This is a genomic window from Pseudomonas sp. R1-7, assembly GCF_051132105.1.
GTDB lineage: Bacteria > Pseudomonadota > Gammaproteobacteria > Pseudomonadales > Pseudomonadaceae > Aquipseudomonas.
Genome location: NZ_CP071661.1, coordinates 484272 through 508933, shown reverse-complemented (window position 1 = coordinate 508933; position 24662 = coordinate 484272). Strand labels below are relative to the sequence as shown.

The window sequence follows — 24662 nt, the reverse complement described above, 5'->3', positions numbered from 1 at the left end:
AAGGGAGGTCATTGTACACACCGACACAGGGGCTCACAAATTTGACGACGAACTGTCGCAAATCCATGTCGCATTTGTGAAAGGTTTAAAGCTATATGCTGTGCTAGTCAAAACTTTTTTGGGTTCGACCGCTACGACTCAAACGCTACTGTGACGCAGACACCACAAGGCGCGCGGCCTGAAAGGTCGCCCGCCCTTGCGGAAATTTTGAGGTTGCCGGGAGAGGCGGCCTGGGTAAGGCCGCCGAATCATCAGCGAGTTGCTGCCAGTTCCTGTTGGACACTGGCGACAGTGCGAGGCCAAGGTTTACCAGCCTGAACCTTCGCTGGCAAGGCTTTGATGGCAGAAACGGCTGCGTCACGGTTGGCAAAGCTGCCGTAAGTGATCACATACAGCGGCTTGCCGTTGAGCACTTTCTTGAAATAACGGTACTCGCCGCCCTGTTCCTTGACGAAGTTCTGCGCGGCGGTTTCGGAGCTGGTGCCGAGGATCTGCACCACGTAGTTGCCCGGCGCCTGGCCGGCGTACCAGCTACCGCCAGCGGCCTTGGCCGGGGAAGCGGCTGGCTTGCTCGCCGGCGCGGGTGCCGTCGGCTTGGCCGCAGGTGCGGGAACCGGGGCAGGCTTGGCGGTGGCAACTTGAGTGGGCGCAGGGGTCGGCTTCGCGGCCGGAGCCGGTGCAGGTGTCGGCGCAGGACCGGCCGGAACGCCCGCTGGCGGTGCGGTGGTGGTCACGGTAGGCGGCACATCGCTGGTGTCTTCGATCGGAGGCGGCGCACCGTCATCACCTTCTGTGATTCCCCCCGCGGCTTCGGCCAGGGGACCACGCATGACCGGTTGCGAGTTGCCGACCAGTGGCAGCGGCATCGGCTGGGTATTGCCGGCGAATTCCACTGCCGGGGCGCCGCCGTTGGGTTGCGGCGCGCCCTGGCCGAGAGGCAACTGCGCCTGTTCGTTGGCAGGTGCGCCGGTGGTTGGTGCCTTGCTGCGACCCGGCATCAGCCAGGCGGCAGCCACCGCGACCACGACCACGGCGGAAATCGCCAATACGTGTTTCTTCGGCATCTTGAACCCCATACTTGGACGCTTCACCGCTGAGCGGCTGGCGATCATGATTTCGATCAGAGCATCTCGGGCGACCTGGTTGATGTTTCCTGGCCAGCCGTCGGAGCTTTCGTGAATCTCAGAGATCTGATCCGCGGTGAAAAGTTCGATACCCCGGCCGGCGCCCTCAAGACGCTGGGCCAGGTATTCCCGAGTTTCTTCCTCGGTATAGGGCGCCAGTTCGATGACGTGGAAACGTTCTTCCTCGAGGTTCAGTTGCTCAAGGTCGGCGATCAGCGAAGACTCGCCGAACAGGAACACATGAGGACGGCCCTCCGGCGCACCGGCAGCCAGGGCCAACAGGGCTTCCAAGGCTGATTCGTCGAGTTGCTCGGCATCGTCCACCAACAGATAGACTTCCTGCCCGGTCAACGCCAGCTGCACGATCTGGTCGAGAATCGCACCGATTTCCGCCTGGTCGACATTCAGCGCCTGGGCCACCTGACGCAATACGCCGGCTGCGTCGCCGGCGCCACGGGCAGATACCACCACGCTTTGCACGGATTGCTTGTTGGTGCTGGCCACCAGGGCCTGGCGCAGCAAGGTCTTGCCGCTGCCCTGGGGGCCGGTGACGACCAACAGCAACTGGCTGTAGCGCGCCAGGTGATGCAACTGGCCCAGCACCGGCTTGCGTTGGGCGGGGAAAAACTTGAAGCCCGGGACCCGTGGCGCAAAAGGGTCATGACTCAATTGGAAATGGCCGAGGAAAGCCTCGTCGGCATGCAAACTAGTCATCGGAATCTTATTAACCTTTAAGCTGAGCCAGGGCGCGATAATCCGCTCCCAGCGTGGCCTGTAGAACTTCTTTCGGATAATCGTCGGTCACCACCGCTTCGCCCATGTGGCGCAGCAGCACCAGGCGCAGGCGACCGTCGATCACTTTTTTGTCGATTGCCATGTGTTCAAGGAAATCCGCCTCGCTCATTTCTTCAGGCGGCACCACCGGCAGCCCGGCACGCTGGAACAGGCGGATCCCACGATCACGCTCCTGCTCGCTGATCCAGCCCAGGCGCGCAGACATCTCCAGGGCCATGACCGTACCTGCGGCAACCGCCTCGCCATGCAGCCAGACACCATAGCCCATGTGGGTTTCGATGGCATGGCCAAAGGTGTGGCCCAGGTTCAGCGTGGCACGTACACCAGACTCCCGTTCATCGGCACCGACCACGGCGGCCTTGGCGGCGCAGGAGCGTTCGATGGCGTAGGTCAGGGCCGCCTGGTCCAGCGCACGCAGGCGGTCGACGTTGTCTTCAAGCCAGCCCAGGAACGGCTCGTCGCAGATAAGGCCGTACTTGATGACCTCGGCCAGGCCTGCGGACAGCTCACGCGCCGGCAAGGTGCTGAGGGTCGCAGTGTCGATCAGCACCACGTTGGGCTGGTAGAACGCGCCCACCATGTTCTTGCCCAACGGATGGTTGATACCGGTCTTGCCGCCTACCGACGAGTCGACCTGAGAGAGCAGCGTGGTGGGGATCTGAATGAAATCGACACCGCGCTGATAGCAAGCCGCGGCAAAACCGGCCATGTCGCCGATCACGCCGCCACCCAGGGCAACCACGGTGGTGCGGCGGTCATGCCGTGCAGTCAGCAGACCGTCGAAAATCAATTGCAGGGTTTCCCAGTTCTTGAAGGCCTCGCCGTCCGGCAACACGACGGAAATCACCGAGTAAGCCGACAGGCTACGAGCCAGGCGTTCCAGATACAAAGGGGCGACGGTTTCGTTGGAGATAATCGCGACTTGCCGCCCGGCGATGTGCGGTGCCAGCAGTTCGGGCTGGTCCAGCAAGCCCTCGCCAATGTGAATCGGGTAGCTGCGCTCGCCCAGGTCGACCTTAAGTGTCTGCATGTGTCCCCACGGTGAAGATGAAATCAGGCGTCCTGCCTGCAATTGACAAAAATTCCACGGTGCCTGCTGTGGCGCCTGTTAATGGCCATCCGCCACACCCCTACGGGCCAAGGCGGGACGCCGAGGATAGCGCATTTCGCGCCGCGCATTAACGGGGGGGCAATTGTTGCAGGCGCTCGAGGATTTCCAGCACCACCATCCGTGGCGGCCGCTCGTCGGTTTCGATGACCAGGTCGGCGATTTCCCGATACAGAGGGTCACGCACCTCCAACAGATCCCGCAGGGTCTTGGCCGGGTCGGCGGTTCGCAGCAGTGGCCGGTTGCGATCGCGGGCGGTACGGCCGACCTGCTGTTCGACCGAAGCATGCAGGTAGACCACTCGTCCGCCGGCATGCAGTGCCCGACGATTGGCCTCGCGCATCACCGCGCCGCCGCCGGTCGCCAACACCACGCCTTCGAAACCGCACAGCTCGGCAATCATCGCCTGCTCACGGTCCCGAAAGCCCGGCTCGCCTTCCTTATCGAAGATCCATGGGATATTGGCACCCGTGCGCAATTCAATTTCCTTGTCGGAATCTTTGAATGGCAGGCGCAGCTCTTTGGCCAGCAAACGACCGATGGTGCTTTTTCCAGCGCCCATCGGTCCAACAAGAATCAAATTTCGCACAGAATCAACGACTCACAGCAATCGCCTGGTTGTTCATGATACGCGGAGTGAGAAATACCAGCAGCTCGGATTTTTTCTCCGAGACCACATCACGCCGGAAAAGGCGGCCAAGATACGGCACATCGCCAAGAAATGGCACCTTATCTACAACCTTGCTCTGAGTATTTGAGAAAACACCGCCAATCACAATGGTCTCGCCGTCATTGACCAGCACCTTGGCGTTGACTTCGTTTTTCTTGATCGGCGGTACATCCTGGACCTTGTTCAGGTAATCCGGCTCATCCTTGGTGACCTTGACCTCCATGATGATCCGGTTGTCCGGGGTTATCTGCGGCGTGACCTCCAGCGACAACGAGGCTTCCTTGAACGACACCGAGGTGGCGCCACTGGAACTGGCTTCCTGATAGGGAATCTCCGTGCCCTTGAGGATTTTCGCGGTCTCCTTGTCGGAGGTCACCACCTTGGGCTGGGAAACGATCTCGCCATTGCCGGTTTTTTCCATGGCCGTCAGTTCAAGGTCCAACAGCACGTTGTCGGTGATGAAGGCGATGCCGATCCCGGACGTGTTGCCTGATGCCCCGAGGTCGACAAACGGTTGGTTGGTGCTGGTGCTGCCCGGCGTACCAATCGTGGTGGAGTCCCCGGTGGTCACGCCGGAAGAATTCCAGTTGCCCTTGTTCTGTATCGAGCCCCCCCAACGCACGCCCAGGCTCTTGTCATAATCGACGTTGGCCTCGACGATCCGCGCCTCGATCATCACTTGGCGCACAGGGATGTCCAGTTGCGCGACGATCCGGCGCAACTCGTCGAGACGGTCCTGGGTCTGGTAGGCAATGATGTTGTTGGTGCGCTCATCGACCGTGATCGTGCCCCGCTCATCCGCCTTAGCCTCGGCACTGGTGACCGACTGGAACAGCTTGGCGATGTCGGCGGCCTTCGCATAGTTGACCTGCAACAGCTCGCGCCGCAGCGGTGCCAGATCAGCAATCTGTTTCTGGGACTCCAGCTCCTGGCGTTCGCGTGCTGCAATTTCATCAGCCGGGGCCACCAGCAGCACATTGCCCACCTTGCGCTTGTCGAGCCCCTTGGTCTTGAGCACGAGATCCAGCGCCTGGTCCCACGGCACGTTCTGCAACCGCAAGGTGATGCCGCCTTGCACGGTGTCGCTGGCCACCAGGTTCAGATTGGTGAAGTCGGCGATCAGCTGCAGCACCGAACGCACTTCGATGTCCTGGAAATTCAGCGATAACTTTTCGCCGTTGTAGGCGGCGCGGTCGCTGTTGCGTTTCTGCAGGTCCTCGACCGTCATGGGCCGGACACTGACGGTCAGCTTGTTGTCGGTCTGGTAGGTGGAATAGTCGAAGGTGCCGCTGGGTTCGATGCTGATGGTCGCGCGGTCGGAGCCGGCGCTGGCATTGACGAATTGCACCGGGGTGGCGAAATCCTTGACGTCCAGGCGCACCCGCAGGGGTTCGGGCAACTGGGTCCTGGCGAAATTGAGGACAATCTTGCCTTCTCGTTCCTGAATGTCCGGCGTGATGGACGGATCGGACAAATCGATCACAACGTTGCCTTCGCCCTGCGTCCCGCGCTGAAAGTCCACGCCACGGATAGCCTTGCCTGCCGGCGCACTGGACCTGGTGAAGGACGGGGCGGGACCCGCCGGACGCGGTGCCTGCGCCGCAGCCCTGGCGGTCGCCCCCTTGCCAACCACCACGAAGAGGTTGTTGCCCTCGATCCGAGTGTCATAGGCCGCCAATTGCGTAAGCCCGATGATCAGCCGTGTACGGTCTCCCGCCTCGACCACGGTGGCGCTGCGTGCATTGCCTCCCCCAAGGTCGTGGCTCTTGCGGGCCAGTTGATTGGTTACCCCGGGCAGGTCCAGCGCGATTCGGGCCGGCTGTTCGGTGGTATAGCCCCGGGGCGTGGGTGGCGGCCCATCGAAGCTGAGCTTCAGTTCCACACGATCCCCCGGCAACGCCGCAACGTCGAGTGTCTTCAGGCCGGCCCCAAGAACCATCGGCGACAACAGCGCTATCCATAGCGAAATACCGAGGGCTGAAAAAATCCTGTTCATTGTTCGAATTCCACTATGAATGCTCTTTCAAAGGAATGGTCCGCGGCCGCTCCAGCCACGCCCCCTCGCCGTCGGGGACGATTTCGACCACGTCGACCTGAGTGGCGCTGATGGCGACGATCCGCCCATCGTTGCGTCCCAGGTAGTCACCCACCTTCAGCCGATGTACGCCCCCCGCACCGCGCAGCAATGCGAAGGATCCGCCGGCATTGGAGATCGTTCCCACCATCTCGAACTGCTCGATATTGAAGCCCTCCAGGTACTGCTTGACCCGGTTGGGGTCGGGCCGGACGTTGCGCGAGCCCTGCTGCCGACCCGCCTGGTCCACGCGCACCTGCCTCGAGAACGGACTGCGCAGGTTGGCCGCGCTGTAGGTAAAGGTTTCGTTAGGCTTGAAGGTCGGCGTTGGCTCGATCTTGCCGGGCGGGCGCAAGCGCACCTCGTTCATGTAGGCGTCCAGGTCGCTGAAGCCGTCATCGCTATTGCAGCCGGCCAACGCGACCAGCCCGGCCAGCAGGCCAATGCGCCAAGCCGGCATCATGGCTGCGCCTCCTGCTCGTTGTACCGGTAGGTCTTGGCCTGGATGCTCATGCGCAGCTTCGGCCCCGCATCGGGCTCCATCGGCGCGATTTCGAAATCGTGCAAGGTCACGATCCGCGGCAATCCGGCCACGCCGCTGACGAATGTCGCCAGGTCATGGTAGCCGCCCGTCACGGTGATCTGGATCGGCAACTCGATATAGAAGGGCTGGGTGACCTCCGGCAGTAGCTTGATTTCCTCGAACTCCAGGCCGCTGCCCAGGCCGGTGCGAGTGATGTCCTCCAACAGGCCCGGCACTTCGGTATCGCTCGGCAACTGCCGCAGCAACACGCCGAATGACGTTTCCATCTGTTTCATCTGCTCGGTGTAGCGCTCCAGATTCGCCGCCATGTGGGCCTTGCCCGCAAATTGCGCCTTGAGGGTGTTTTCCTCTTCCTGAACTTGGTGCAGCTGGTTTTGCAGGTCACTCAAGGTGAAGTTATAACCCAGCCCCAGCACGAGTATGACCAGCAGAATGCCGGCCAGCCATTTGATTGGCGCCGGCCACGAGCCGATATTGTTGGTGTCCAGGTCGCTGAGGTCGACCTTGCGCAACGCGTCCAGCCATTCTCCCGGCTTCATTGGGCGTCCTCCATATTGGCCGGGCGGGTCTGGCGAACCGTCAGTTGGAAGACGTTCGCCTGGTCGAGCTGGCCCGCCGTGGTGGCCTTCACTTCCGTCAGGCTCGGGGCATCGAACAGGTCCGATGAATCCAGGTTTCGCATCAGGTCAGAAACCCGATTGTTCGACTCCGCCGCTCCCGTGATGGACAGCGTGCCCTCCTCCATCTTGACGTCGGTGAAATACACGCCGTCGGGCAGGGTCCGCGCCAACTGATCAAAAATGCGCGCGCTGACCGGCCGGTTGCCCTGCAAGTCCTGGATGATGCGCATGCGCTCCAGCAATTGCCGTCGACGGGCCTTCAACTCGCTGATTTGCTGGATGCGCTCGTCCAGGACGGCAATCTGCTGCCGGATGTGGCTGTTGCGGGCTGTTTGATAGTCGATGGCACTGTTCAGGTATTGCACCGCAATCAGGATCAGGCCCACCGCGCCGACCAGCGCGCCGGCCAATCCCAGCAGAAAGCGCTTGCGGCGCTCTTCGCGCAGCTCTTCGCGCCAGGGAAGCAGGTTGATCCGCGCCATCAGTCGAAACTCCTGAGGGCCAGCCCGCAGGCAATCATCAACGCCGGCGCGTCACTGGCCAGGGCGCCCGCGTTGACCTTGCTGCTCAAGGCCATGCTGGCGAACGGATTGGCCACTTGGGTCGGCGTGCCCAGGCGCTGTTCGATCAGCCGATCCAGGCCCGCGACCGAAGCAGTACCGCCGGCCAGCAGGATGTGATCCACCGCGCTGTACTGGCCGGAAGCGAAGAAAAACTGCAGCGAGCGCGACACCTGTTGCACCAGTGCTTCGCGGAACGGCTGCAGCACTTCGCCAAGATAGTCGTCCGGCAGGCCACCTTGCTTTTTCGCCAGGCCGGCCTGCTCCGGCGTCAGGCCGTAGCGACGCTGGATTTCCTCGGTAAGCTGGCGGCCACCGAACAACTGCTCGCGGGTATAGATGATGCGCCCGTTATGCAACACGCTGAGGGTCGTCATCGTGGCGCCGATGTCGACGACCGCCACGGTCAACCGCTCCTGGGACGCGGCCAACTGGGTGGAAAGCAGGCCGAAGGCACGCTCCAGCGCGTAGGCCTCCACGTCGACCACGCGGGCGGTCAATCCGGCGAGCGCCAGCGCTGCCTCGCGGACCTCGACATTTTCCTTGCGACACGCTGCCAACAACACCTCGACCCGCTCGGCGCTGCGAGGCGAAACGCCAACGACTTCGAAATCAATCGCCACCTCATCCAGGGGGTACGGAATGTATTGGTCGGCTTCGATCTTGAGCTGGTTTTCCATGTCGTCATCGGACAGCCCGGCATCCATCTCGATGGTCTTGGTGATGACCGCCGAACCCGCGACAGCCACGGCCACGTTGCGCAAGGGCGTCTTGGCTTTGGCGAGCACCCGCGACAATGCCTGCCCCACGCCTTCGAGCTCGGCAATGTTCTTCTCGATCACGGCGTTGGCCGGCAGCGGTTCGACCGCATAGGACTCGACGCGATAACGATCACCCTGGCGACTCAATTCGAGCAGCTTCACCGACGTCGAGCTGATGTCGATCCCCAGAAGCGCATGGGCTTTTTTATTGAAGAGTCGTAGCACTACCAATTCCCTATGACTATCCGTGAGTTACGGACTCTCTAATAAGCGTTGCGTTCAATCCCCCCGGTCCGACGAACGTCCGGATGGCGTTCCCGACGAAAAAAAATGCTTATAATGCCCAGCGTTTTTTTCGCTTGCTGCAAGCACGGGTCCTTCCCTGCACTTGGCGTCTTTTTCATTCTTTGCCTGGATATCCAAAAGCCTTGATTCGTCTGCTGAAATTTTTCGGATGGTCCATCGTCGCCGTTTTCTGCGGACTGCTCTTGGGCCTGAGCGGTGCATTTCTTTACCTTAGTCCGGGATTGCCGTCCGTGGAGGCGCTGAGAAGTATTCAGTTGCAGATTCCCCTGCGGGTGTACAGCAGCGACAACAAGTTGATCGCCGAATTTGGCGAAATGCGCCGCACACCGATCCGTTTCGCCGACATTCCCCCCAATTTCATCAATGCGTTACTAAGTGCTGAAGACGACAATTTCGCCAACCACTATGGCGTCGATCCGGGCAGCCTGATGCGTGCCGCCAGCCAATTGATCAAGAGCGGCCACATCCAGTCCGGCGGCAGCACCATCACCATGCAGGTAGCGAAGAACTTCTTCCTGACCAGCGAGCGCAGCTTTTCGCGCAAGACCACCGAGATCCTCCTGGCCCTGCAGATCGAGCGGCAGCTGACCAAGGACGAAATCCTCGAGCTGTACGTGAACAAGATCTACCTGGGCAACCGCGCCTACGGGATCGAGGCGGCGGCGCAGGTGTATTACGGCAAGTCGATCCGCGATGTGAGCCTGGCGCAGATGGCGATGATCGCCGGCCTGCCCAAGGCGCCTTCGCGCTTCAATCCGCTGGCCAATCCGGCACGCAGCAAAGAGCGGCGCGATTGGATCCTGGGGCGCATGTACAAGCTCGGCAAGATCAGCGAAGCCGAGTACACCGCAGCGATCAACGAGCCGCTGAACGCCAGCTATCACGTGCCGACCCCGGAAGTGAACGCCCCGTATATCGCCGAGATGGCCCGTGCCGAGATGGTCGGACGTTATGGCAGCGACGCCTACACCGAAGGTTTCCGCGTCACCACCACGGTGCCGAGCGACTTGCAGGAAATGGCCAACACCGCACTGCACGAAGGCCTGATGACCTACGACCAGCGCCACGGCTACCGAGGCCCGGAATCACGCCTGCCAGGCAAGACCAAGGAAGCCTGGGCCCAGGAGCTGACCAAGCAACGCACCATCAGCAGCCTGGAACCGGCGATCGTCACCCAGGTGGACAAGGACGGCATCAAGGTACTGACCCGCAACGGCGAGCAGGAAGAACATGTGGCCTGGGACACCATGAAATGGGCCCGTGCGTTCCTCAACACCAACAGCATGGGCGCCAACCCACGGCAGCCGTCGGACGTGGCGCAGGTCGGCGACCTGATCCGAGTGCAGCGCCAGCCGGACAATTCCCTCAAGTTCAGCCAGATCCCGGCCGCCCAGGGCGCGCTGGTGTCCCTGGACCCACAGAACGGTGCGATCCGCTCGTTGGTGGGCGGCTTCGCCTTCGAGCAGAGCAACTACAACCGCGCCATGCAGGCCAAGCGCCAACCAGGCTCCAGCTTCAAGCCATTCGTCTACAGCGCCGCCCTGGATAACGGCTACACCGCCGCCAGCCTGGTGAACGATGCGCCTATCGTGTTCGTCGACGAGTACCTGGACAAGGTCTGGCGGCCGAAGAACGACACCAATACGTTCCTGGGCCCGATTCGCCTGCGCGAAGCCTTGTACAAGTCCCGCAACCTGGTATCCATCCGCCTGCTGCAGGCGCTGGGCGTGGACCGCACCATCGACTACATCAGCAAGTTCGGCTTCAACAAGCAGGACTTGCCGCGCAACCTGTCCTTGGCACTGGGCACCGCGACCTTGACGCCGATGGAAATCGCGACGGGCTGGAGCACCTTCGCCAACGGCGGCTACAAGATCACCCCGTACATCATCGACAGGATCGAAAGCCGCAACGGTGAAACGCTGTTCGTCGCCAACCCGCCACGAGTGCCTACGGGCGAGCAGGCCAGCGACGGCGTCGCCGCGCCTGCCACCGAGACCTTCACGGTGAACGCGACGGGCGGCGAAGCCACCACCGCCCCGGCCGTACCGCAAGCCCCGGCAATCGCAGAGCGCATCGTCGACGGTCGCACCACCTACATCCTCAATAGCATGCTGCAGGACGTGATCAAGCTCGGCACCGGCCGCCGCGCCCTGGCCCTGGGTCGCACTGACCTGGCGGGCAAGACCGGTACCACGAACGAATCCAAGGACGCCTGGTTCTCCGGCTACAACGCCGATTACGTGACCACCGTCTGGACCGGTTTCGACCAGCCCGAAAGCCTGGGCCGACGCGAATTCGGCGGCACTGTGGCGCTGCCGATCTGGATGAGCTACATGGGCGCTGCCCTCAAGGACAAGCCACCGCACACCCAGCCTGAACCGGAAGGCATCCTCAGCCTGCGGGTCGACCCGGTCAGTGGTCGCGCGGCCACGCCAGGAACGCCGGGTGCGTACTTCGAGCTGTTCAAGAGCGAAGACACCCCGCCATCGATCAACGAGCTGGGCAACGGCGTAGCGCCGGGCAGTCCGCTGCCAGCGGATGAGGCGGCGCCGATCGATCTGTTCTGACCGAACGTCACCTAAAAGCCCCGCCTTCGAGAGAAGCGCGGGGCTTTTTTATCCCGTGCGGATTCTTTGGCGAGGGGATTTATCCCCTCGCCACAGGTCTGCGGTTAATCCGGGGAATGGTTCCACCCATACAAATCCAGACAATAAAAAGCCCCGACTCACAAGAGCCGGGGCTTTTTATTGAAGCGCTACAACGGCTTAGCCGTTGAACACGTCATCCACGCTCTTGAGCGGGTAGTTCTTCGGGTACGGCAGGGTGGCCACACCGGTCTCGATGGCGGCCTTGGCCACGGCGTCGGAGATCAGGGTGATCAGGCGGGCATCCATTGGTTTCGGGATGATGTACTCACGACCGAATTCCAGCTTGATGCCGCCGTAGGCGTCGCACACTTCCTGAGGCACCGGCAGCTTGGCCAGTTCGCGCAGGGCGTTGGCGGCCGCGACTTTCATTTCTTCGTTGATGCGCTTGGCGCGAACGTCCAGGGCACCACGGAAGATGAACGGGAAGCCCAGAACGTTGTTGACCTGGTTCGGGTAGTCCGAACGACCAGTGGCCATGATCACGTCGCTGCGGGTCGCGTGAGCCAGCTCCGGGGAGATTTCCGGGTCTGGGTTCGAACAGGCGAACACGATCGGGTTCGGCGCCATGCGCAGCAGGTTTTCCGCGCTCAGCAGGTTCGGGCCCGACAGGCCGACGAACACGTCGGCGCCGTCCAGCGCATCCGCCAGGGAGCGCTTGTCGGTCGCGTGGGCGAAGACAGCCTTGTACTGGTTCAGATCGTCACGGCCGGAGTGGATCACGCCGGTACGGTCGACCATGAAGATGTTTTCGATCTTGGCGCCCATGCTCACCAGCAACTTCATGCAGGAGATGGCCGCAGCGCCGGCGCCCAGGCAGACGATCTTGGCTTCCGGCAGGGTTTTGCCAGCGATTTCCAGGGCGTTGATCATGCCGGCCGCAGTCACGATTGCGGTGCCGTGCTGGTCATCGTGGAATACCGGAATGTCGCACTGTTCGATCAGGGCGCGCTCGATCTCGAAGCACTCAGGTGCCTTGATGTCTTCCAGGTTGATGCCGCCGAAGGTGATGGAAATGCGCTTGACGGTGTCGATGAAGGCTTGCGGGCTCTCGGAATCGACTTCGATGTCGAATACGTCGATGCCGGCGAAGCGCTTGAACAGAACACCCTTGCCTTCCATGACCGGCTTGGAAGCCAGTGGGCCGAGGTTACCCAGGCCGAGAATCGCGGTGCCATCGGAAATGACTGCAACCAGGTTGCCCTTGCCGGTGTACTTGTAAGCCAGCTCAGGGTCGCGAGCGATTTCACGCACTGGTTCGGCTACGCCGGGGCTGTAGGCCAGCGACAGGTCGCGGGCAGTAGCGGTGGCCTTGGTGAGCTCGACACTCAGCTTACCCGGACGAGGATTAGCGTGATATTCGAGAGCGGCAGTTTTCAGATCAGACATGTGGGCATTCCGCTTTTTACTGTGTTGGACAGACGGACCGCCGAGGATACGCGCCTCGCAAAGTCCCTACAAGACTGACCAGTCACTCCTGTCAAGCGCCCTGCCCTACGACTTTGGACCAAGAGCTACGAAACACAAGGGCTTGATGCATACAATCCAAAGTAGAAATGTCTACAATTATTTTCTCAAAGCACCGGCTGCAACATCACCGGATCGGTCAAAGGCAACATCCAACGCACCTGCCCGGGCTTGGTTTCCCCACGGCGGGCGCGATCGACGACCCAACCGCGAGCCTCGATCGTCCGGCCTTCAAGACGTTTCAACGCAGAGGCGTCGAAATTTCGCTGCGAGTTGGGCGCGATGTGCAGGACAACCGCCCCTTGCAGTTCGATCCAAATACCACCGCGATTGCGCTGCACGCTGTCTACACGGCCGCTGATCAGCGCAAAGCCGGGCGTCTTGATTTGCTCCGCTCGCGTGACCGGGGATTTCTTCCAGATCCCGAGCCGCCCTTGCCGCGCCTGGCGCTCGGCGGCCTGTTGGCATTCGACCAGGTCGACGTTCGGCGCGACCGCCACCAGGAAGCCCAGCCCCTCGGCAATCAACTGCTCTTCCAGGTTGCGGCCCTGGCGGTCGTAGACGTGGGCGAGCGTGCGCCCGTAATCGTCGCGATCATCACGGCCGGGCGACACCTTGACCCGGCCAGCACTGGCAGCCACCAGCGCTTCGAGTCGCTGACGCGCCGCCACGGCAAAAGGTTCGTCGGCACGCCCGCGCTTACCCAGCTCCGGACTGTTGAGGCCGATCATGCGGACACGACGACCGTCCTCAAGGTACAAGGTGTCGCCGTCCACCACCCGCTGTACGGTCGCTTCGGGCAACTGACCCGGCAGGGGACAAGATGCCTGGGCACCACAAAACCAAATCGCAGGCACAAAAAAGGCGCCCACCAGGGACGCCTTTTTCATTAGCCTGGAATAGCCGGAACGACTTTCCAAGATAATCAGCCTTAGGCTTTCTTGGCGCCGAAAGCACCGAAACGATCGGCGAACTTCTGAACGCGGCCACCGGTATCCAGAGTCTTTTGCTTACCGGTGTAGAACGGGTGGCATTCGTTGCAAACGTCGATCGCCATGGCTTTGCCGTAGGTCGAACGGGTTTCGAACTTGTTGCCGCAGCTGCAGGTTACTGCAACGACTGGGTAGTCTGGATGGATATCGGTTTTCATGGTGTTTTCCTCAGGCTAGCGTGCCGCCACCCAACACTATTGTTGAATACCGCACGTAATTAGGCCGCGGATTCTACCAGACAACATTAATCGCGCAAGCTACAACTTGTACCAACCGTCTGCTAGGCTCCCGGCCTTCTTCACCGCCCGCTCAATCGAGAATTCACCGCGTGCCCGACGCCATCCTGCGCCTCGCCTTGCCATCGCCCCTGCGCCGCCTGTTCGATTACCGGGCTCCGGCCGGCGTGCCACGCGCCCAGTTGCAACCGGGCATGCGCCTGCGGGTACCGTTCGGCCGCCGGGAAATGATCGGCATCCTGGTGGAAGTCACCGACCACAGCGAGGTGCCGGTCGACAAGCTCAAGCCGGCCCTGGCCCTGCTCGATGCCACACCTGCGCTGCCGGCGCCGCTGCTCAAGCTGTGCCTGTGGACCGCCCAGTATTATCAGCACAGCCTGGGCGATACCCTGAGCTGGGCCCTGCCGACATTGTTGCGCCAGGGCGAACCGGCCGAAGCGCGCCAGGAACGCTTCTGGTCGGTGGCGCCGGGCGCTTCGCTGGACGATCCGCGCATTGCCCGCGCCCCACGCCAGCGCGAAGCCCTGGCAACCCTGGCCCAACATCCCCATGGCGTGGCGCACCAGCTATTGAGCAAGTTGATGCTCAGCAAAGACAGCCTCGACCTGCTGCTGGCCAAAGACCTGGTCCAGGTGGAAGTCCGCAGGCATGCCCCGGGGGCACGCCATGAACATTGGCTGGCCCAGCCGGAACTGCCGCTCAATACTGAGCAACGGGCGGCTTGCGAGGCGATTCGCGCGGGCTTCGACAGCTACCACGCTTTTCTTTTGGCAGGCGTCACGGGCAGCGGCAAGACCGAGGTCTACCTGCAACTGATCCGCCAAACCCTGGAAGCCGGCAAGCAGGCTCTGGTGCTGATCCCGGAAATCAACCTCGGCCCGCAAACCCTGGCGCGCTTCGAGCAGCGCTTCAATGCGCGGATCGCCCTGGTGCACTCGGCAGTCAACGACCGTGAGCGCCTGGAGGCCTGGCTCGCCGCCCGGGACGGGGAGGCCGACATCATTATCGGCACCCGCTCAGCGCTGTTCACGCCGATGAAAAACCCCGGCCTGATCATCATCGATGAAGAGCACGACGGTTCCTATAAACAGCAGGAAGGCCTGCGCTACCACGCCCGCGATCTTGCGCTGGTGCGCGCCCGCCAGGAAAACATCCCGATTGTGCTCGGCTCGGCCACGCCGTCCCTGGAAAGCCTGCACAATGCCTACACCGGTCGCTACGGTCTGCTGCGCCTCAACGAACGGGCCGGTGGCGCCAAGCAACCCCGTTTCTTGCGCCTGGACGTAAAAAGCCGTCCGCTGGACAGCGGTATTTCCGGGCCGATGCAGCAAGCCATCGGCCAGACGCTGGCCGCCGGGCAGCAGGTCCTCGTGTTCCTCAACCGCAGGGGGTTTGCCCCGACGCTGTTGTGCCATGACTGCGGCTGGATGTCCGGTTGTGAACGCTGCGACGCCCGGATGACGGTGCATCAGCGCTACGGCGAATTGCGCTGCCATCATTGCGGGCACTCCGAGCGGGTACCGCGCAACTGCCCGCAATGCGGGAAAGTCGACTTGCGTCCAGTGGGCGCCGGCACCGAACGCGCCGAAGAACGGCTGGGAATTTTGTTTCCCGACTATCCCGTGCTCAGGGTGGATCGCGACAGCACCTCGCGAAAGGATGCGATGAACAATCTGTTCGCCACCATCCAGAAGGGCCAGCCCTGCATTCTGGTGGGCACGCAAATGCTCGCCAAGGGCCATCACTTCCCCCGTGTCACCCTGGTGTCGATCCTGGATGCCGACGGCGGGCTGTTTTCCGGTGATTTCCGCGCCAGCGAGCGCATGGCGCAGCTGATCGTCCAGGTCGCAGGCCGCGCCGGGCGTGCCGAAGAGCCGGGCAAAGTGATCATCCAGACTCACCTGGCGGATCATCCGCTGCTGATACAGTTGACCGAACAGGGCTATTTCGCGTTTGCCGAACAGGCCCTGAGCGAACGCCGTGGCGCCGGCCTGCCACCTTTCGCCCATCTGGCACTGTTGCGGGCCGAGGCTCACAAACCGGGCCAGGCCGAAGGTTTCCTCGATGAGGCATGCAGCGAGGCAGAGCGCTTGCTGGCTGAGCAGAATCTCACCGGCATCGAACTCTTGGGCCCGGTCCCGGCGCCGATGGAGCGGCGCGCCGGGCGCTATCGCGCGCAGCTTTTATTACAGGCCAATGCCCGGGCGCCACTGCATCGGTTGCTGAGCGCCTGGCTGCTGTTGCTGGAACAGATGCCCAGCGGGCGCGCGGTGCGCTGGTCGCTGGATGTGGATCCGGTGGATTTGTATTGACCCAGGCTCGCGAAGGCGCCCGAATAATCACCACACATCCCCAACCGACCCGCTACAGTTGGCAAGCTCGCCCGCGCCACGGATAATGCCCAGTTTTTCCACCAGCGCATCAAAGCGCCGCCGCGCCTGCGGTTGAAAGAGAAGACCATGAAAGACACCATTCGCCAGCTTATCCAGCAAGCCATCACCCAACTCGTCACTGAAGGTGTGCTGCCAGAAGGCGTGTCGCCGGCGATTCAGGTCGAGAACACCCGTGACAAGACCCATGGCGACTTCGCCAGCAACATCGCGATGATGCTCGCCAAGCCGGCCGGCATGAAACCTCGCGACCTGGCAGAAAAAATCATCGCCGCGCTGCCGTCCGACGAAAACGTAACCAAGGCCGAGATTGCCGGCCCTGGCTTCATCAATTTCTTCCAGAACACGCAGGCCCTGGCCTCGCGCCTCGACGCCGCCCTGACCGACGAACGCCTCGGCGTGCGCAAGGCCGGCCCGCTGCAGCGCACCGTGGTCGACCTCTCGGCCCCTAACCTCGCCAAGGAAATGCACGTCGGCCACCTGCGCTCGACCATCATTGGCGACGGTGTCGCCCGCGTGCTGGAGTTTCTCGGCGACACCGTGATCCGCCAGAACCATGTCGGCGACTGGGGCACCCAGTTCGGCATGTTGATGGCCTACCTGCAGGAAAATCCGATCACCAGCGATGAGCTGTCGGACCTGGAAAACTTCTACCGCGCCGCCAAGCAACGCTTCGACGAGTCGCCCGAATTCGCCGACCGCGCCCGTGGCCTGGTGGTCAAGCTGCAGGCCGGCGACGCCGAATGCCTGGCGTTGTGGACCAAGTTCAAGGACATCTCGCTGTCCCACTGCCAGAAAATCTACGAGCTGCTGAACGTCAAGCTGACCATGGCCGACGTGATGGGCGAAAGTGCCTATAACGACGACCTGATCAACGTGGTCAACGACCTCCGCGCCAAGGGCATGCTGGTGGAAAGCAACGGCGCCCAGTGCGTGTTCCTCGACCAGTTCAAGACCGCCGATGGCGAGCCGCTGCCGGTGATCATCGTCAAGGCCGATGGCGGCTACCTCTACGCCACCACGGACCTGGCGGCCGTACGCTACCGCAATGGCGTGCTGAAGGCTGATCGGGTGCTGTATTTCGTCGACCAGCGCCAGGCCCTGCACTTCCAGCAGGTATTCGAAGTGGCGCGCCTGGCCGGCTTCGTGACCCATCCGATGGAAATGGAGCACATGGGCTTCGGCACCATGAACGGCGCCGACGGTCGCCCATTCAAGACCCGCGACGGTGGCACCGTAAAGTTGATCGACCTGCTGACCGAAGCCCAGGACCGCGCCTACACCCTGGTCAAGGGCAAGAACCCGGACCTGGCCGAAGACGAACTGCGCAACATTGCCAAAGTCGTGGGCATCGACGCGGTGAAATACGCCGACCTGTCCAAGCACCGCACCAGCGACTACAGCTTCAACTTCGACCTGATGCTCAATTTCGAAGGCAACACCGCGCCGTACCTGCTGTACGCCTATACCCGTGTTGCAGGCGTGTTCCGCAAGCTCGGCAAGAACTTCGACGAAGTGGAAGGCCAGATCGTCCTCGAGGCCGCCCATGAGCAGGAGCTGGCGGCCAGGCTGGCTCAGTTCGGCGAAGTACTGAACAACGTCGCAGACAAGGGCACGCCGCATACCTTGTGCGCCTATCTGTACGACGTTGCCGGCCTGTTCTCCAGTTTCTACGAGAACTGCCCGATCCTCAGCGCCGAGACACCGGCGCAGATGCAGAGCCGCCTGCGCCTCGCCGCGCTGACCGGGCGTACGCTCAAGCAAGGCCTGGAACTGCTGGGCCTGGAAACGCTGGAGCGCATGTAAGTTGGCCGCCAAGAAAAAACCAGCCCCAAAACGCGGCGCCAGTCGTTACCAGCCCGCGGCCAAACAGCCGATTCCGGGCTGGTTGTGGATGGCCATCGGCCTGACCGTCGGCGCTTTCATTGTCTTCTTGATGAAGCTGGAGCCGGGCCAGGGCGATGACGTCAAGCGCGTGCGCCAGGAGCAGCAGAAGGCCACGCGGATCGCCGAGGCCAACAAGACTCCGCCGAGCCCGACGCAACCGGTGAAGCCGAAATACGACTTCTATACCCTACTGCCGGAATCGGAAGTCATCGTGCCGCCCGATGCAGTGCCGGAGAAAACCCTGCCGACGCCGCAAGTGCCCCAGGTGCCGACCACGCCGGTGACGCCGGTGACCCCGGCCGAAGCAGCGAAGATCGACACCGCCCGCGCCCAGGCAGCGTTGGCCGGCATTACGCCGCCACCCGCGCCGCCCGTACAAAAGGCTGCGCCAGTGACGAAGTTTTTCTTGCAGGCCGGCTCGTTCCGCAAGGAAGCCGATGCCGACAAGGTGCGGGCGCAGATCATTCTGCTGGGCCAGTCGGTGTCCGTGGAGTCCGGGACAGTGAAGGAAGAAACCTGGTACCGAGTATTGGTCGGGCCGTTCAGCAACCGCGAGGAACTGACCAAGGCCCAGAAACTATTGGCGGGCAGCGGCTTCAGCAACCTGTTGTTACAACAACGTCAGAGCCGCTGATTTCCGCATCCCTGTGGTACCGATTGATGGCGACAGCCTTTTGTGGCGAGGGAGCTTGCTCCCGCTGGGCTGCGTAGCAGCCCCAAAAGCTTGGGACCGCTGCGCGCTCCAGCGGGAGCAAGCTCCCTCGCCACAATGAATGCCTTTGCCACAAACTTGATTGGCCCTCGGGACGCCACTCATCCCCTCCCCCACCCCGCAGTTGAAAAACCCCACGCCACCCCCATATGAGTTCCATCCGGGCATTTTCGCCCCGCTGCGTGGAGACTCTTCCCTTGACCACCATCGTTTCAGTCCGCCGTCACGGCAAAGTCGTCATGGGCGGCGACGGCCAGGTTTCACTGGGCAACACCGTGATGAAAGGCAACGCGAAGAAAGTCCGCCGCCTGTACCACGGTCAGGTCATCGCCGGTTTCGCCGGGGCCACCGCCGACGCCTTCACCCTGTTCGAGCGTTTCGAAGGCCAACTTGAAAAACACCAGGGCCATCTGGTTCGTGCCGCTGTCGAGCTGGCGAAGGAATGGCGTACCGACCGCTCACTGAGCCGCCTCGAAGCCATGCTCGCGGTCGCCAACAAGGACGCCTCCTTGATCATCACCGGCAACGGTGACGTCGTCGAGCCCGAGGATGGCCTGATCGCCATGGGTTCCGGTGGCGCCTACGCCCAGGCCGCCGCCAGCGCCCTGCTGAAGAAAACCGATCTGTCGGCCCGGGAAATCGTCGAGACAGCCCTGGGCATCGCCGGCGACATCTGCGTCTTCACCAACCACACCCAGACCATTGAGGAGCAGGACCTCGCGGAGTAAGCCCGTCCAGGCCCAGACTCCCGCTTGAGGACCGCCAATTATTATGTCCATGACTCCCCGCGAGATCGTCCACGAACTCAACCGCCATATCATCGGCCAGGACGATGCCAAGCGCGCCGTCGCCATCGCCCTGCGTAACCGCTGGCGCCGAATGCAGTTGCCTGAAGAGCTGCGTGTCGAAGTGACGCCCAAGAACATCCTGATGATCGGCCCGACCGGTGTCGGCAAGACCGAGATCGCCCGTCGCCTGGCCAAGCTCGCCAACGCGCCGTTCATCAAGGTCGAAGCCACCAAGTTCACCGAAGTCGGCTACGTGGGCCGCGACGTCGAGTCGATCATTCGTGACCTCGCCGATGCCGCCATCAAGCTGCTGCGCGAACAGGAAATCACCAAGGTCCGCCATCGCGCCGAAGATGCCGCCGAAGAGCGCATTCTCGATGCCCTGCTGCCACCAGCGCGCATGGGCTTCAACGCCGACTCCGCTGCGACCCAGGATTCCAACACCCGCCAACTGTTCCGCAAGCGTCTGCGCGAAGGTCAGTTGGATGACAAGGAGATCGAGATCGAAGTAGCCGAAATGGCCGGCGTCGACATTTCCGCGCCGCCGGGCATGGAAGAAATGACCAACCAGTTGCAGAGCCTGTTCGCCAACATGGGCAAGGGCAAGAAGAAAAGCCGCAAGCTCAAGGTCAAGGAAGCGCTGAAACTGGTGCGCGATGAAGAAGCCGGCCGCCTGGTCAACGAAGAAGAGTTGAAGGCCAAGGCCCTGGAAGCGGTCGAGCAGCACGGCATTGTGTTCATCGACGAGATCGACAAGGTTGCCAAGCGCGGCAATGTCGGCGGCGCCGATGTGTCCCGCGAAGGCGTGCAACGCGACTTGCTGCCGCTGATCGAAGGCTGCACCGTCAATACCAAGCTGGGCATGGTCAAGACCGACCATATCCTGTTCATCGCTTCCGGCGCGTTCCACCTGAGCAAGCCGAGCGACCTGGTGCCGGAGCTGCAGGGCCGCTTGCCGATCCGTGTCGAACTCAAGGCGTTGTCGCCCGAGGATTTCGAACGCATCCTGAGCGAGCCCCATGCGTCGCTGACCGAGCAATATTGCGCCTTGCTGAAGACCGAAGGCTTGAACATCGAGTTCGCGCCCGAAGGCATCAAGCGCCTGGCGCAGATTGCCTGGCAGGTCAACGAGAAGACCGAGAACATCGGTGCCCGCCGCCTGCACACGCTGCTCGAGCGCTTGCTTGAGGAAGTCTCGTTCAGCGCCGGCGACCTGGCCAGCGCTCATAACGAAGCGCCGATCCGCATCGACGCCGAGTACGTCAACAGTCACCTGGGCGAACTGGCTGAGAACGAAGACCTGTCGCGGTATATCCTGTAAGCCACACCCAGTGTGAGCGAGCTCTTGTGGCGAGGGGATTTATCCCCGCTGGGCTGCGAAGCAGCCCTGAAGCCTGCCACCGTGGTGTATTAAGTTGATGTGATCAGCTTTTCAGGGGGGCTGCTATGCAGCCCAACGGGGATAAATCCCCTCGCCACAGGCCTCACGAGACTGACGATGACCAAACTCCCCACTGCCATCAACCTGCACAAAGCCTCCAAGACCCTGACGCTCAAATACGCGCCAGACGAGGAATACCACCTGTCCGCGGAATTCCTGCGGGTGCACTCGCCCTCCGCCGAGGTCCAGGGCCACGGCAAACCCATCCTGCAATACGGCAAGCTCGGTGTCGGCCTGACCAAGGTTGAACCCGCCGGCCAGTACGCACTGAAACTGACCTTCGACGACGGCCATGACAGCGGATTGTTCACCTGGGACTACCTCTACCAGTTGGCGGTACGCCAGGAAGACCTGTGGAACGATTATCTCGCCGAACTCAAGGTCGCCGGAAAAACCCGCGACCCGAACGAGTCCGTCGTCAAGCTGATGCTCTAGCTCAAGGGCTGGCGCTTTAGGGCGAATTTTCTAGACTCATCTGCTTGAATGCCCGCGCAGCAACGTCAATGACTGGCCTGCTTGCGAAAAAAATTAAACTCGGGTAACCAATGGAGCTGGCAAGTTCCCTGCAAAGGAACCGGCGAGTTCCTGGCACACGTTTCCTCATTGCCCTCGATGCGGAATTAATGGTCACCCCGAGCAGCGTACCTGGTATTGGCCTTGCGGCTTCATGGCACGATCCCGGTACTCGTCTGAAGGACAATGGAGCGTCGTAGATGAGCAACAAGAACAACGATGAGTTGAAGTACCAAGCCTCGGAAAACACCCTCGGCTTGAATCCCGTCGTCGGCTTGCGCAGGAAAGACCTGCTGGCCTCTGCCCGGATGGTGCTGACCCAGACCATCAAACAACCGCTGCACAGCGTCAAGCACGTGGCCCATTTCGGCGCTGAGCTGAGGAAAGTCCTGTTCGGCAAATCCGAGCTGCAGCCCGCCAGCGATGATCGTCGCTTCGCCGACCCGGCCTGGAGCCAGAACCCACTCTACAAACGTTACCTGCAAACCTACCTGGCGTGGCGCAAGGAGCTGCACGACTGGATCGATGACAGCAGCCTCTCTCCCCAGGACATCAGTCGCGGGCATTTCGTGATCAACCTGATGACCGAGGCCATGGCCCCGACCAACTCGGCGGCCAACCCGGCAGCGGTCAAGCGCTTCTTCGAAACCGGCGGCAAGAGCTTGCTCGACGGTTTGTCCCACCTGGCCAAGGACTTGGTGAACAACGGCGGGATGCCGAGCCAGGTGGACATGGGCGCGTTCGAAGTCGGCAAGAGCCTGGGCGTGACGGAAGGTGCCGTGGTCTTTCGCAACGACGTGCTGGAATTGATCCAGTACCGACCCATCACCGAGCAGGTCCATGAGCGACCGCTGCTGGTGGTCCCACCGCAGATCAACAAGTTCTACGTGTTCGACCTGAGCCCGGACAAGAGCCTGGCGCGCTTCTGCCTGCGCAGTAACGTGCAGACGTTCATCGTCAGCTGGCGCAACCCCACCAAGGCACAACGCGAGTGGGGCCTGTCGACTTACATCGAAGCGCTCAAGGAAGCAGTGGACGTGGTCACGGCCATCACCGGCAGCAAGGACGTCAACATGCTGGGCGCCTGCTCGGGCGGCATCACCTGCACCGCGCTGCTCGGCCATTACGCCGCGCTGGGTGAGAAGAAGGTCAATGCCCTGACTTTGCTGGTGAGCGTGCTGGACACCACCCTGGACACCGACGTGGCCCTGTTCGTCGACGAGCAGACCCTGGAAGCGGCCAAGCGCCATTCCTACCAGGCCGGCGTTCTGGAAGGCCGCGACATGGCCAAGGTCTTCGCCTGGATGCGTCCCAATGACCTGATCTGGAATTACTGGGTCAACAATTACCTGCTGGGCAACGAGCCACCGGTGTTCGACATCCTGTTCTGGAACAACGACACCACGCGGCTGCCGGCGGCGTTCCATGGCGACCTCATCGAGATGTTCAAGAACAACCCGCTGACACGTCCCAATGCACTGGAAGTGTGCGGCACGCCGATCGACCTCAAGCAGGTCACTGCCGACATTTTCTCCCTGGCCGGAACCAACGACCACATCACGCCGTGGAAGTCTTGCTACAAGTCGGCGCAGCTGTTCGGCGGCAAGGTTGATTTCGTGTTGTCCAGCAGCGGCCACATCCAGAGCATCCTCAACCCGCCAGGCAACCCCAAGTCGCGCTACATGACCAGCGAGGACATGCCGGCCAAGGCCGAGGACTGGATGGAAAACTCCACCAAGCACACCGACTCCTGGTGGCTGCACTGGCAGGCTTGGCAGGCCGAGCGCTCGGGCAAGCTGAAAAAGGCACCGACGGTGCTGGGCAACAAGACCTACGTGGCCGGTGAAGCGGCGCCGGGTACGTATGTGCATGAGCGGTAACGGTGCAACTCGTCTGCTGCGGGGGTGGGCTTGCTCACGAATACATCCCGCCAGCCGACACTGAATGCAAGACCCACAGCGCTGGCGAACATCAAACTCATGTTCACAGCAGATCCAGTGTGGGAGCGAGCTTGCTCGCGATTGCGGTGTATCAGCGCACATTAATGCTGAATGTGCCGCCGTCATCGCGAGCAAGGTCGCTCCCACAGGGGATCGGGGAAAAATGAAAGACAGCGACCCAACCCACAGGGCTTGAAGCATGCCGCAACCGTACATCTTCCGTACCGTCGACCTGGATGGCCAGACCTTGCGCACCGCGGTACGTCCCGGCAAGCCCCATTTGACGCCGCTGCTGATCTTCAATGGCATCGGCGCCAACCTGGAGCTGGTCTTCCCGTTCATCGAGGCCCTGGACCCGGACCTGGAAGTGATCGCCTTCGATGTGCCCGGCGTCGGCGGTTCTTCGACACCGAGCCGACCGTATCGCTTTCCTGGCCTGGCCAAGCTCACCGCGCGGATGCTCGATTACCTGGACTATGGGCAGGTCAACGTGATCGGCGTGTCCTGGGGCGGCGCCCTGGCGCAACAGTTCGCCCATGACTATCCCGAGCGCTGCAAGAAGCTGGTGCTCGCCGCGACGGCCGCCGGCGCGGTGATGGTACCCGGCAAGCCGAAGGTGCTGTGGATGATGGCCAGCCCCCGGCGCTACGTGCAGCCATCCCATGTGATGCGCATCGCCCCGCTGATCTATGGCGGCTCCTTCCGCCGCGACCCTAGCCTGGCAGCCCGTCACGCGGCCAAGGTGCGTTCGGCTGGCAAGCTCGGATATTACTGGCAACTCTTCGCGGGACTTGGCTGGACCAGCATCCATTGGCTGCACAAGATCCACCAGCCGACCCTGATCCTGGCCGGCGACGACGACCCGCTCATTCCCTTGATCAACATGCGCATGCTGGCCTGGCGCATCCCCAATTCGCAGTTGCACATCATCGATGACGGCCATCTGTTCCTGATCACCCGGGCCGAGGCCGTGGCACCGATCATCATGAAATTCCTGGAGGAAGAACGTCAGCGCGCGGTCATGCATCCGCATCCCGCGCCGCTGGGTGGCGGCTGACACCGCCAATTGCGCCTGGCAGGACGCCG

The 24662-nt window shown here is 62.1% G+C and carries 20 protein-coding genes; 9 read left to right on the top strand and 11 right to left on the bottom strand.

Going from position 1 to position 24662, the window contains the following annotated elements; translation table 11 throughout:
• Positions 1–251: 251 nt before the first annotated feature.
• From J3P79_RS02325 to J3P79_RS02290, 8 genes are all read right to left on the bottom strand, one after another.
• On the bottom strand, positions 252–1838 hold the full coding sequence (locus tag J3P79_RS02325) for an AAA family ATPase (RefSeq protein WP_434607824.1): 1587 nt from the start codon (positions 1836–1838) through the stop codon (positions 252–254).
• Between the two features lie 10 nt (positions 1839–1848).
• Complete coding sequence (aroB, locus tag J3P79_RS02320; protein WP_434607822.1) at positions 1849–2949, bottom strand: 3-dehydroquinate synthase; 1101 nt, start codon at positions 2947–2949, stop codon at positions 1849–1851.
• A 148-nt stretch (positions 2950–3097) separates the two neighbouring features.
• Positions 3098–3616, bottom strand: a complete 519-nt coding sequence (aroK, locus tag J3P79_RS02315) for a shikimate kinase AroK (RefSeq protein WP_434607819.1) — start codon at positions 3614–3616, stop codon at positions 3098–3100.
• A 4-nt stretch (positions 3617–3620) separates the two neighbouring features.
• Positions 3621–5693: a type IV pilus secretin PilQ gene (pilQ, locus tag J3P79_RS02310; protein WP_434607817.1), complete on the bottom strand. Its 2073-nt coding sequence runs from the start codon at positions 5691–5693 to the stop codon at positions 3621–3623.
• Positions 5694–5706: 13 nt separating this feature from the next.
• Positions 5707–6234, bottom strand: coding sequence for a pilus assembly protein PilP (locus J3P79_RS02305; RefSeq protein WP_434607815.1), 528 nt, complete (start codon positions 6232–6234; stop codon positions 5707–5709).
• Positions 6231–6854 carry a type 4a pilus biogenesis protein PilO gene (gene pilO / locus J3P79_RS02300; protein WP_434607812.1) on the bottom strand — a complete coding sequence of 208 codons (624 nt, stop codon included), beginning with the start codon at positions 6852–6854 and terminating at the stop codon, positions 6231–6233. Before pilO ends, J3P79_RS02305 begins: the two co-directional genes overlap by 4 nt.
• Positions 6851–7417 (bottom strand): PilN domain-containing protein, encoded by a 567-nt coding sequence (locus tag J3P79_RS02295; RefSeq protein ID WP_434607811.1) that lies wholly within the window; start codon positions 7415–7417, stop codon positions 6851–6853. The genes pilO and J3P79_RS02295 overlap by 4 nt, the downstream gene beginning before the upstream one ends.
• Entirely contained in the window at positions 7417–8481 is a 1065-nt protein-coding gene (locus J3P79_RS02290; protein ID WP_434607808.1) for a pilus assembly protein PilM, read from the bottom strand. The genes J3P79_RS02295 and J3P79_RS02290 overlap by 1 nt, the downstream gene beginning before the upstream one ends.
• Before the next feature lie 206 nt (positions 8482–8687).
• Here J3P79_RS02290 and J3P79_RS02285 point away from each other — a divergent pair, with 206 nt between their 5' ends.
• Positions 8688–11132, top strand: a complete 2445-nt coding sequence (locus tag J3P79_RS02285; protein WP_434611319.1) for a penicillin-binding protein 1A — start codon at positions 8688–8690, stop codon at positions 11130–11132.
• A 198-nt stretch (positions 11133–11330) separates the two neighbouring features.
• Here J3P79_RS02285 and J3P79_RS02280 read toward each other — a convergent pair whose 3' ends face one another.
• The 3 genes from J3P79_RS02280 to rpmE form a co-directional block, all read right to left on the bottom strand.
• Positions 11331–12599 carry a malic enzyme-like NAD(P)-binding protein gene (locus J3P79_RS02280; protein ID WP_039592422.1) on the bottom strand — a complete coding sequence of 423 codons (1269 nt, stop codon included), beginning with the start codon at positions 12597–12599 and terminating at the stop codon, positions 11331–11333.
• 185 nt (positions 12600–12784) lie between these two features.
• Positions 12785–13567, bottom strand: a complete 783-nt coding sequence (locus tag J3P79_RS02275; protein WP_434611318.1) for a thermonuclease family protein — start codon at positions 13565–13567, stop codon at positions 12785–12787.
• A 41-nt stretch (positions 13568–13608) separates the two neighbouring features.
• A complete protein-coding gene (gene rpmE, locus J3P79_RS02270; protein ID WP_434607805.1) occupies positions 13609–13827 on the bottom strand; it encodes a 50S ribosomal protein L31 in 219 nt (72 codons plus the stop codon).
• 170 nt (positions 13828–13997) lie between these two features.
• Between rpmE and J3P79_RS02265 the strand changes: the two genes are divergently transcribed.
• The 8 genes from J3P79_RS02265 to phaZ all read left to right on the top strand — a co-directional run bounded on the left by J3P79_RS02265 (position 13998) and on the right by phaZ (position 24633).
• The gene (locus J3P79_RS02265) at positions 13998–16217 is read left to right on the top strand and encodes a primosomal protein N' (RefSeq protein WP_434607803.1); all 2220 of its coding nucleotides are present in this window, start codon (positions 13998–14000) and stop codon (positions 16215–16217) included.
• Positions 16218–16364: 147 nt separating this feature from the next.
• Positions 16365–18101, top strand: a complete 1737-nt coding sequence (gene argS / locus J3P79_RS02260; RefSeq protein WP_434607801.1) for an arginine--tRNA ligase — start codon at positions 16365–16367, stop codon at positions 18099–18101.
• Position 18102: 1 nt separating this feature from the next.
• Positions 18103–18816: an SPOR domain-containing protein gene (locus J3P79_RS02255; RefSeq protein ID WP_434607799.1), complete on the top strand. Its 714-nt coding sequence runs from the start codon at positions 18103–18105 to the stop codon at positions 18814–18816.
• A 275-nt stretch (positions 18817–19091) separates the two neighbouring features.
• Entirely contained in the window at positions 19092–19622 is a 531-nt protein-coding gene (gene hslV, locus J3P79_RS02250; protein WP_003186641.1) for an ATP-dependent protease subunit HslV, read from the top strand.
• Between the two features lie 43 nt (positions 19623–19665).
• Positions 19666–21003, top strand: a complete 1338-nt coding sequence (hslU, locus tag J3P79_RS02245) for an ATP-dependent protease ATPase subunit HslU (RefSeq protein WP_434607797.1) — start codon at positions 19666–19668, stop codon at positions 21001–21003.
• A gap of 177 nt (positions 21004–21180) precedes the next feature.
• Positions 21181–21558 (top strand): gamma-butyrobetaine hydroxylase-like domain-containing protein, encoded by a 378-nt coding sequence (locus J3P79_RS02240; protein WP_434607795.1) that lies wholly within the window; start codon positions 21181–21183, stop codon positions 21556–21558.
• Between the two features lie 278 nt (positions 21559–21836).
• Complete coding sequence (phaC, locus tag J3P79_RS02235; protein ID WP_434607794.1) at positions 21837–23516, top strand: class II poly(R)-hydroxyalkanoic acid synthase; 1680 nt, start codon at positions 21837–21839, stop codon at positions 23514–23516.
• 259 nt (positions 23517–23775) lie between these two features.
• Entirely contained in the window at positions 23776–24633 is an 858-nt protein-coding gene (gene phaZ / locus J3P79_RS02230; protein ID WP_039592414.1) for a poly(3-hydroxyalkanoate) depolymerase, read from the top strand.
• Positions 24634–24662 lie beyond the last annotated feature (29 nt).

Coding starts and splice junctions, on each gene's coding strand:
- J3P79_RS02325 (WP_434607824.1), bottom strand. CDS start 1,838: ATGACTAGTTTGCATGCCGACGAGGCTTTCCTCGGCCATTTCCAATTG.
- aroB (WP_434607822.1), bottom strand. CDS start 2,949: ATGCAGACACTTAAGGTCGACCTGGGCGAGCGCAGCTACCCGATTCAC.
- pilQ (WP_434607817.1), bottom strand. CDS start 5,693: ATGAACAGGATTTTTTCAGCCCTCGGTATTTCGCTATGGATAGCGCTG.
- J3P79_RS02305 (WP_434607815.1), bottom strand. CDS start 6,234: ATGATGCCGGCTTGGCGCATTGGCCTGCTGGCCGGGCTGGTCGCGTTG.
- pilO (WP_434607812.1), bottom strand. CDS start 6,854: ATGAAGCCGGGAGAATGGCTGGACGCGTTGCGCAAGGTCGACCTCAGC.
- J3P79_RS02295 (WP_434607811.1), bottom strand. CDS start 7,417: ATGGCGCGGATCAACCTGCTTCCCTGGCGCGAAGAGCTGCGCGAAGAG.
- J3P79_RS02280 (WP_039592422.1), bottom strand. CDS start 12,599: ATGTCTGATCTGAAAACTGCCGCTCTCGAATATCACGCTAATCCTCGT.
- J3P79_RS02275 (WP_434611318.1), bottom strand. CDS start 13,567: ATGAAAAAGGCGTCCCTGGTGGGCGCCTTTTTTGTGCCTGCGATTTGG.
- rpmE (WP_434607805.1), bottom strand. CDS start 13,827: ATGAAAACCGATATCCATCCAGACTACCCAGTCGTTGCAGTAACCTGC.
- argS (WP_434607801.1), top strand. CDS start 16,365: ATGAAAGACACCATTCGCCAGCTTATCCAGCAAGCCATCACCCAACTC.
- hslU (WP_434607797.1), top strand. CDS start 19,666: ATGTCCATGACTCCCCGCGAGATCGTCCACGAACTCAACCGCCATATC.
- J3P79_RS02240 (WP_434607795.1), top strand. CDS start 21,181: ATGACCAAACTCCCCACTGCCATCAACCTGCACAAAGCCTCCAAGACC.
- phaC (WP_434607794.1), top strand. CDS start 21,837: ATGAGCAACAAGAACAACGATGAGTTGAAGTACCAAGCCTCGGAAAAC.
- phaZ (WP_039592414.1), top strand. CDS start 23,776: ATGCCGCAACCGTACATCTTCCGTACCGTCGACCTGGATGGCCAGACC.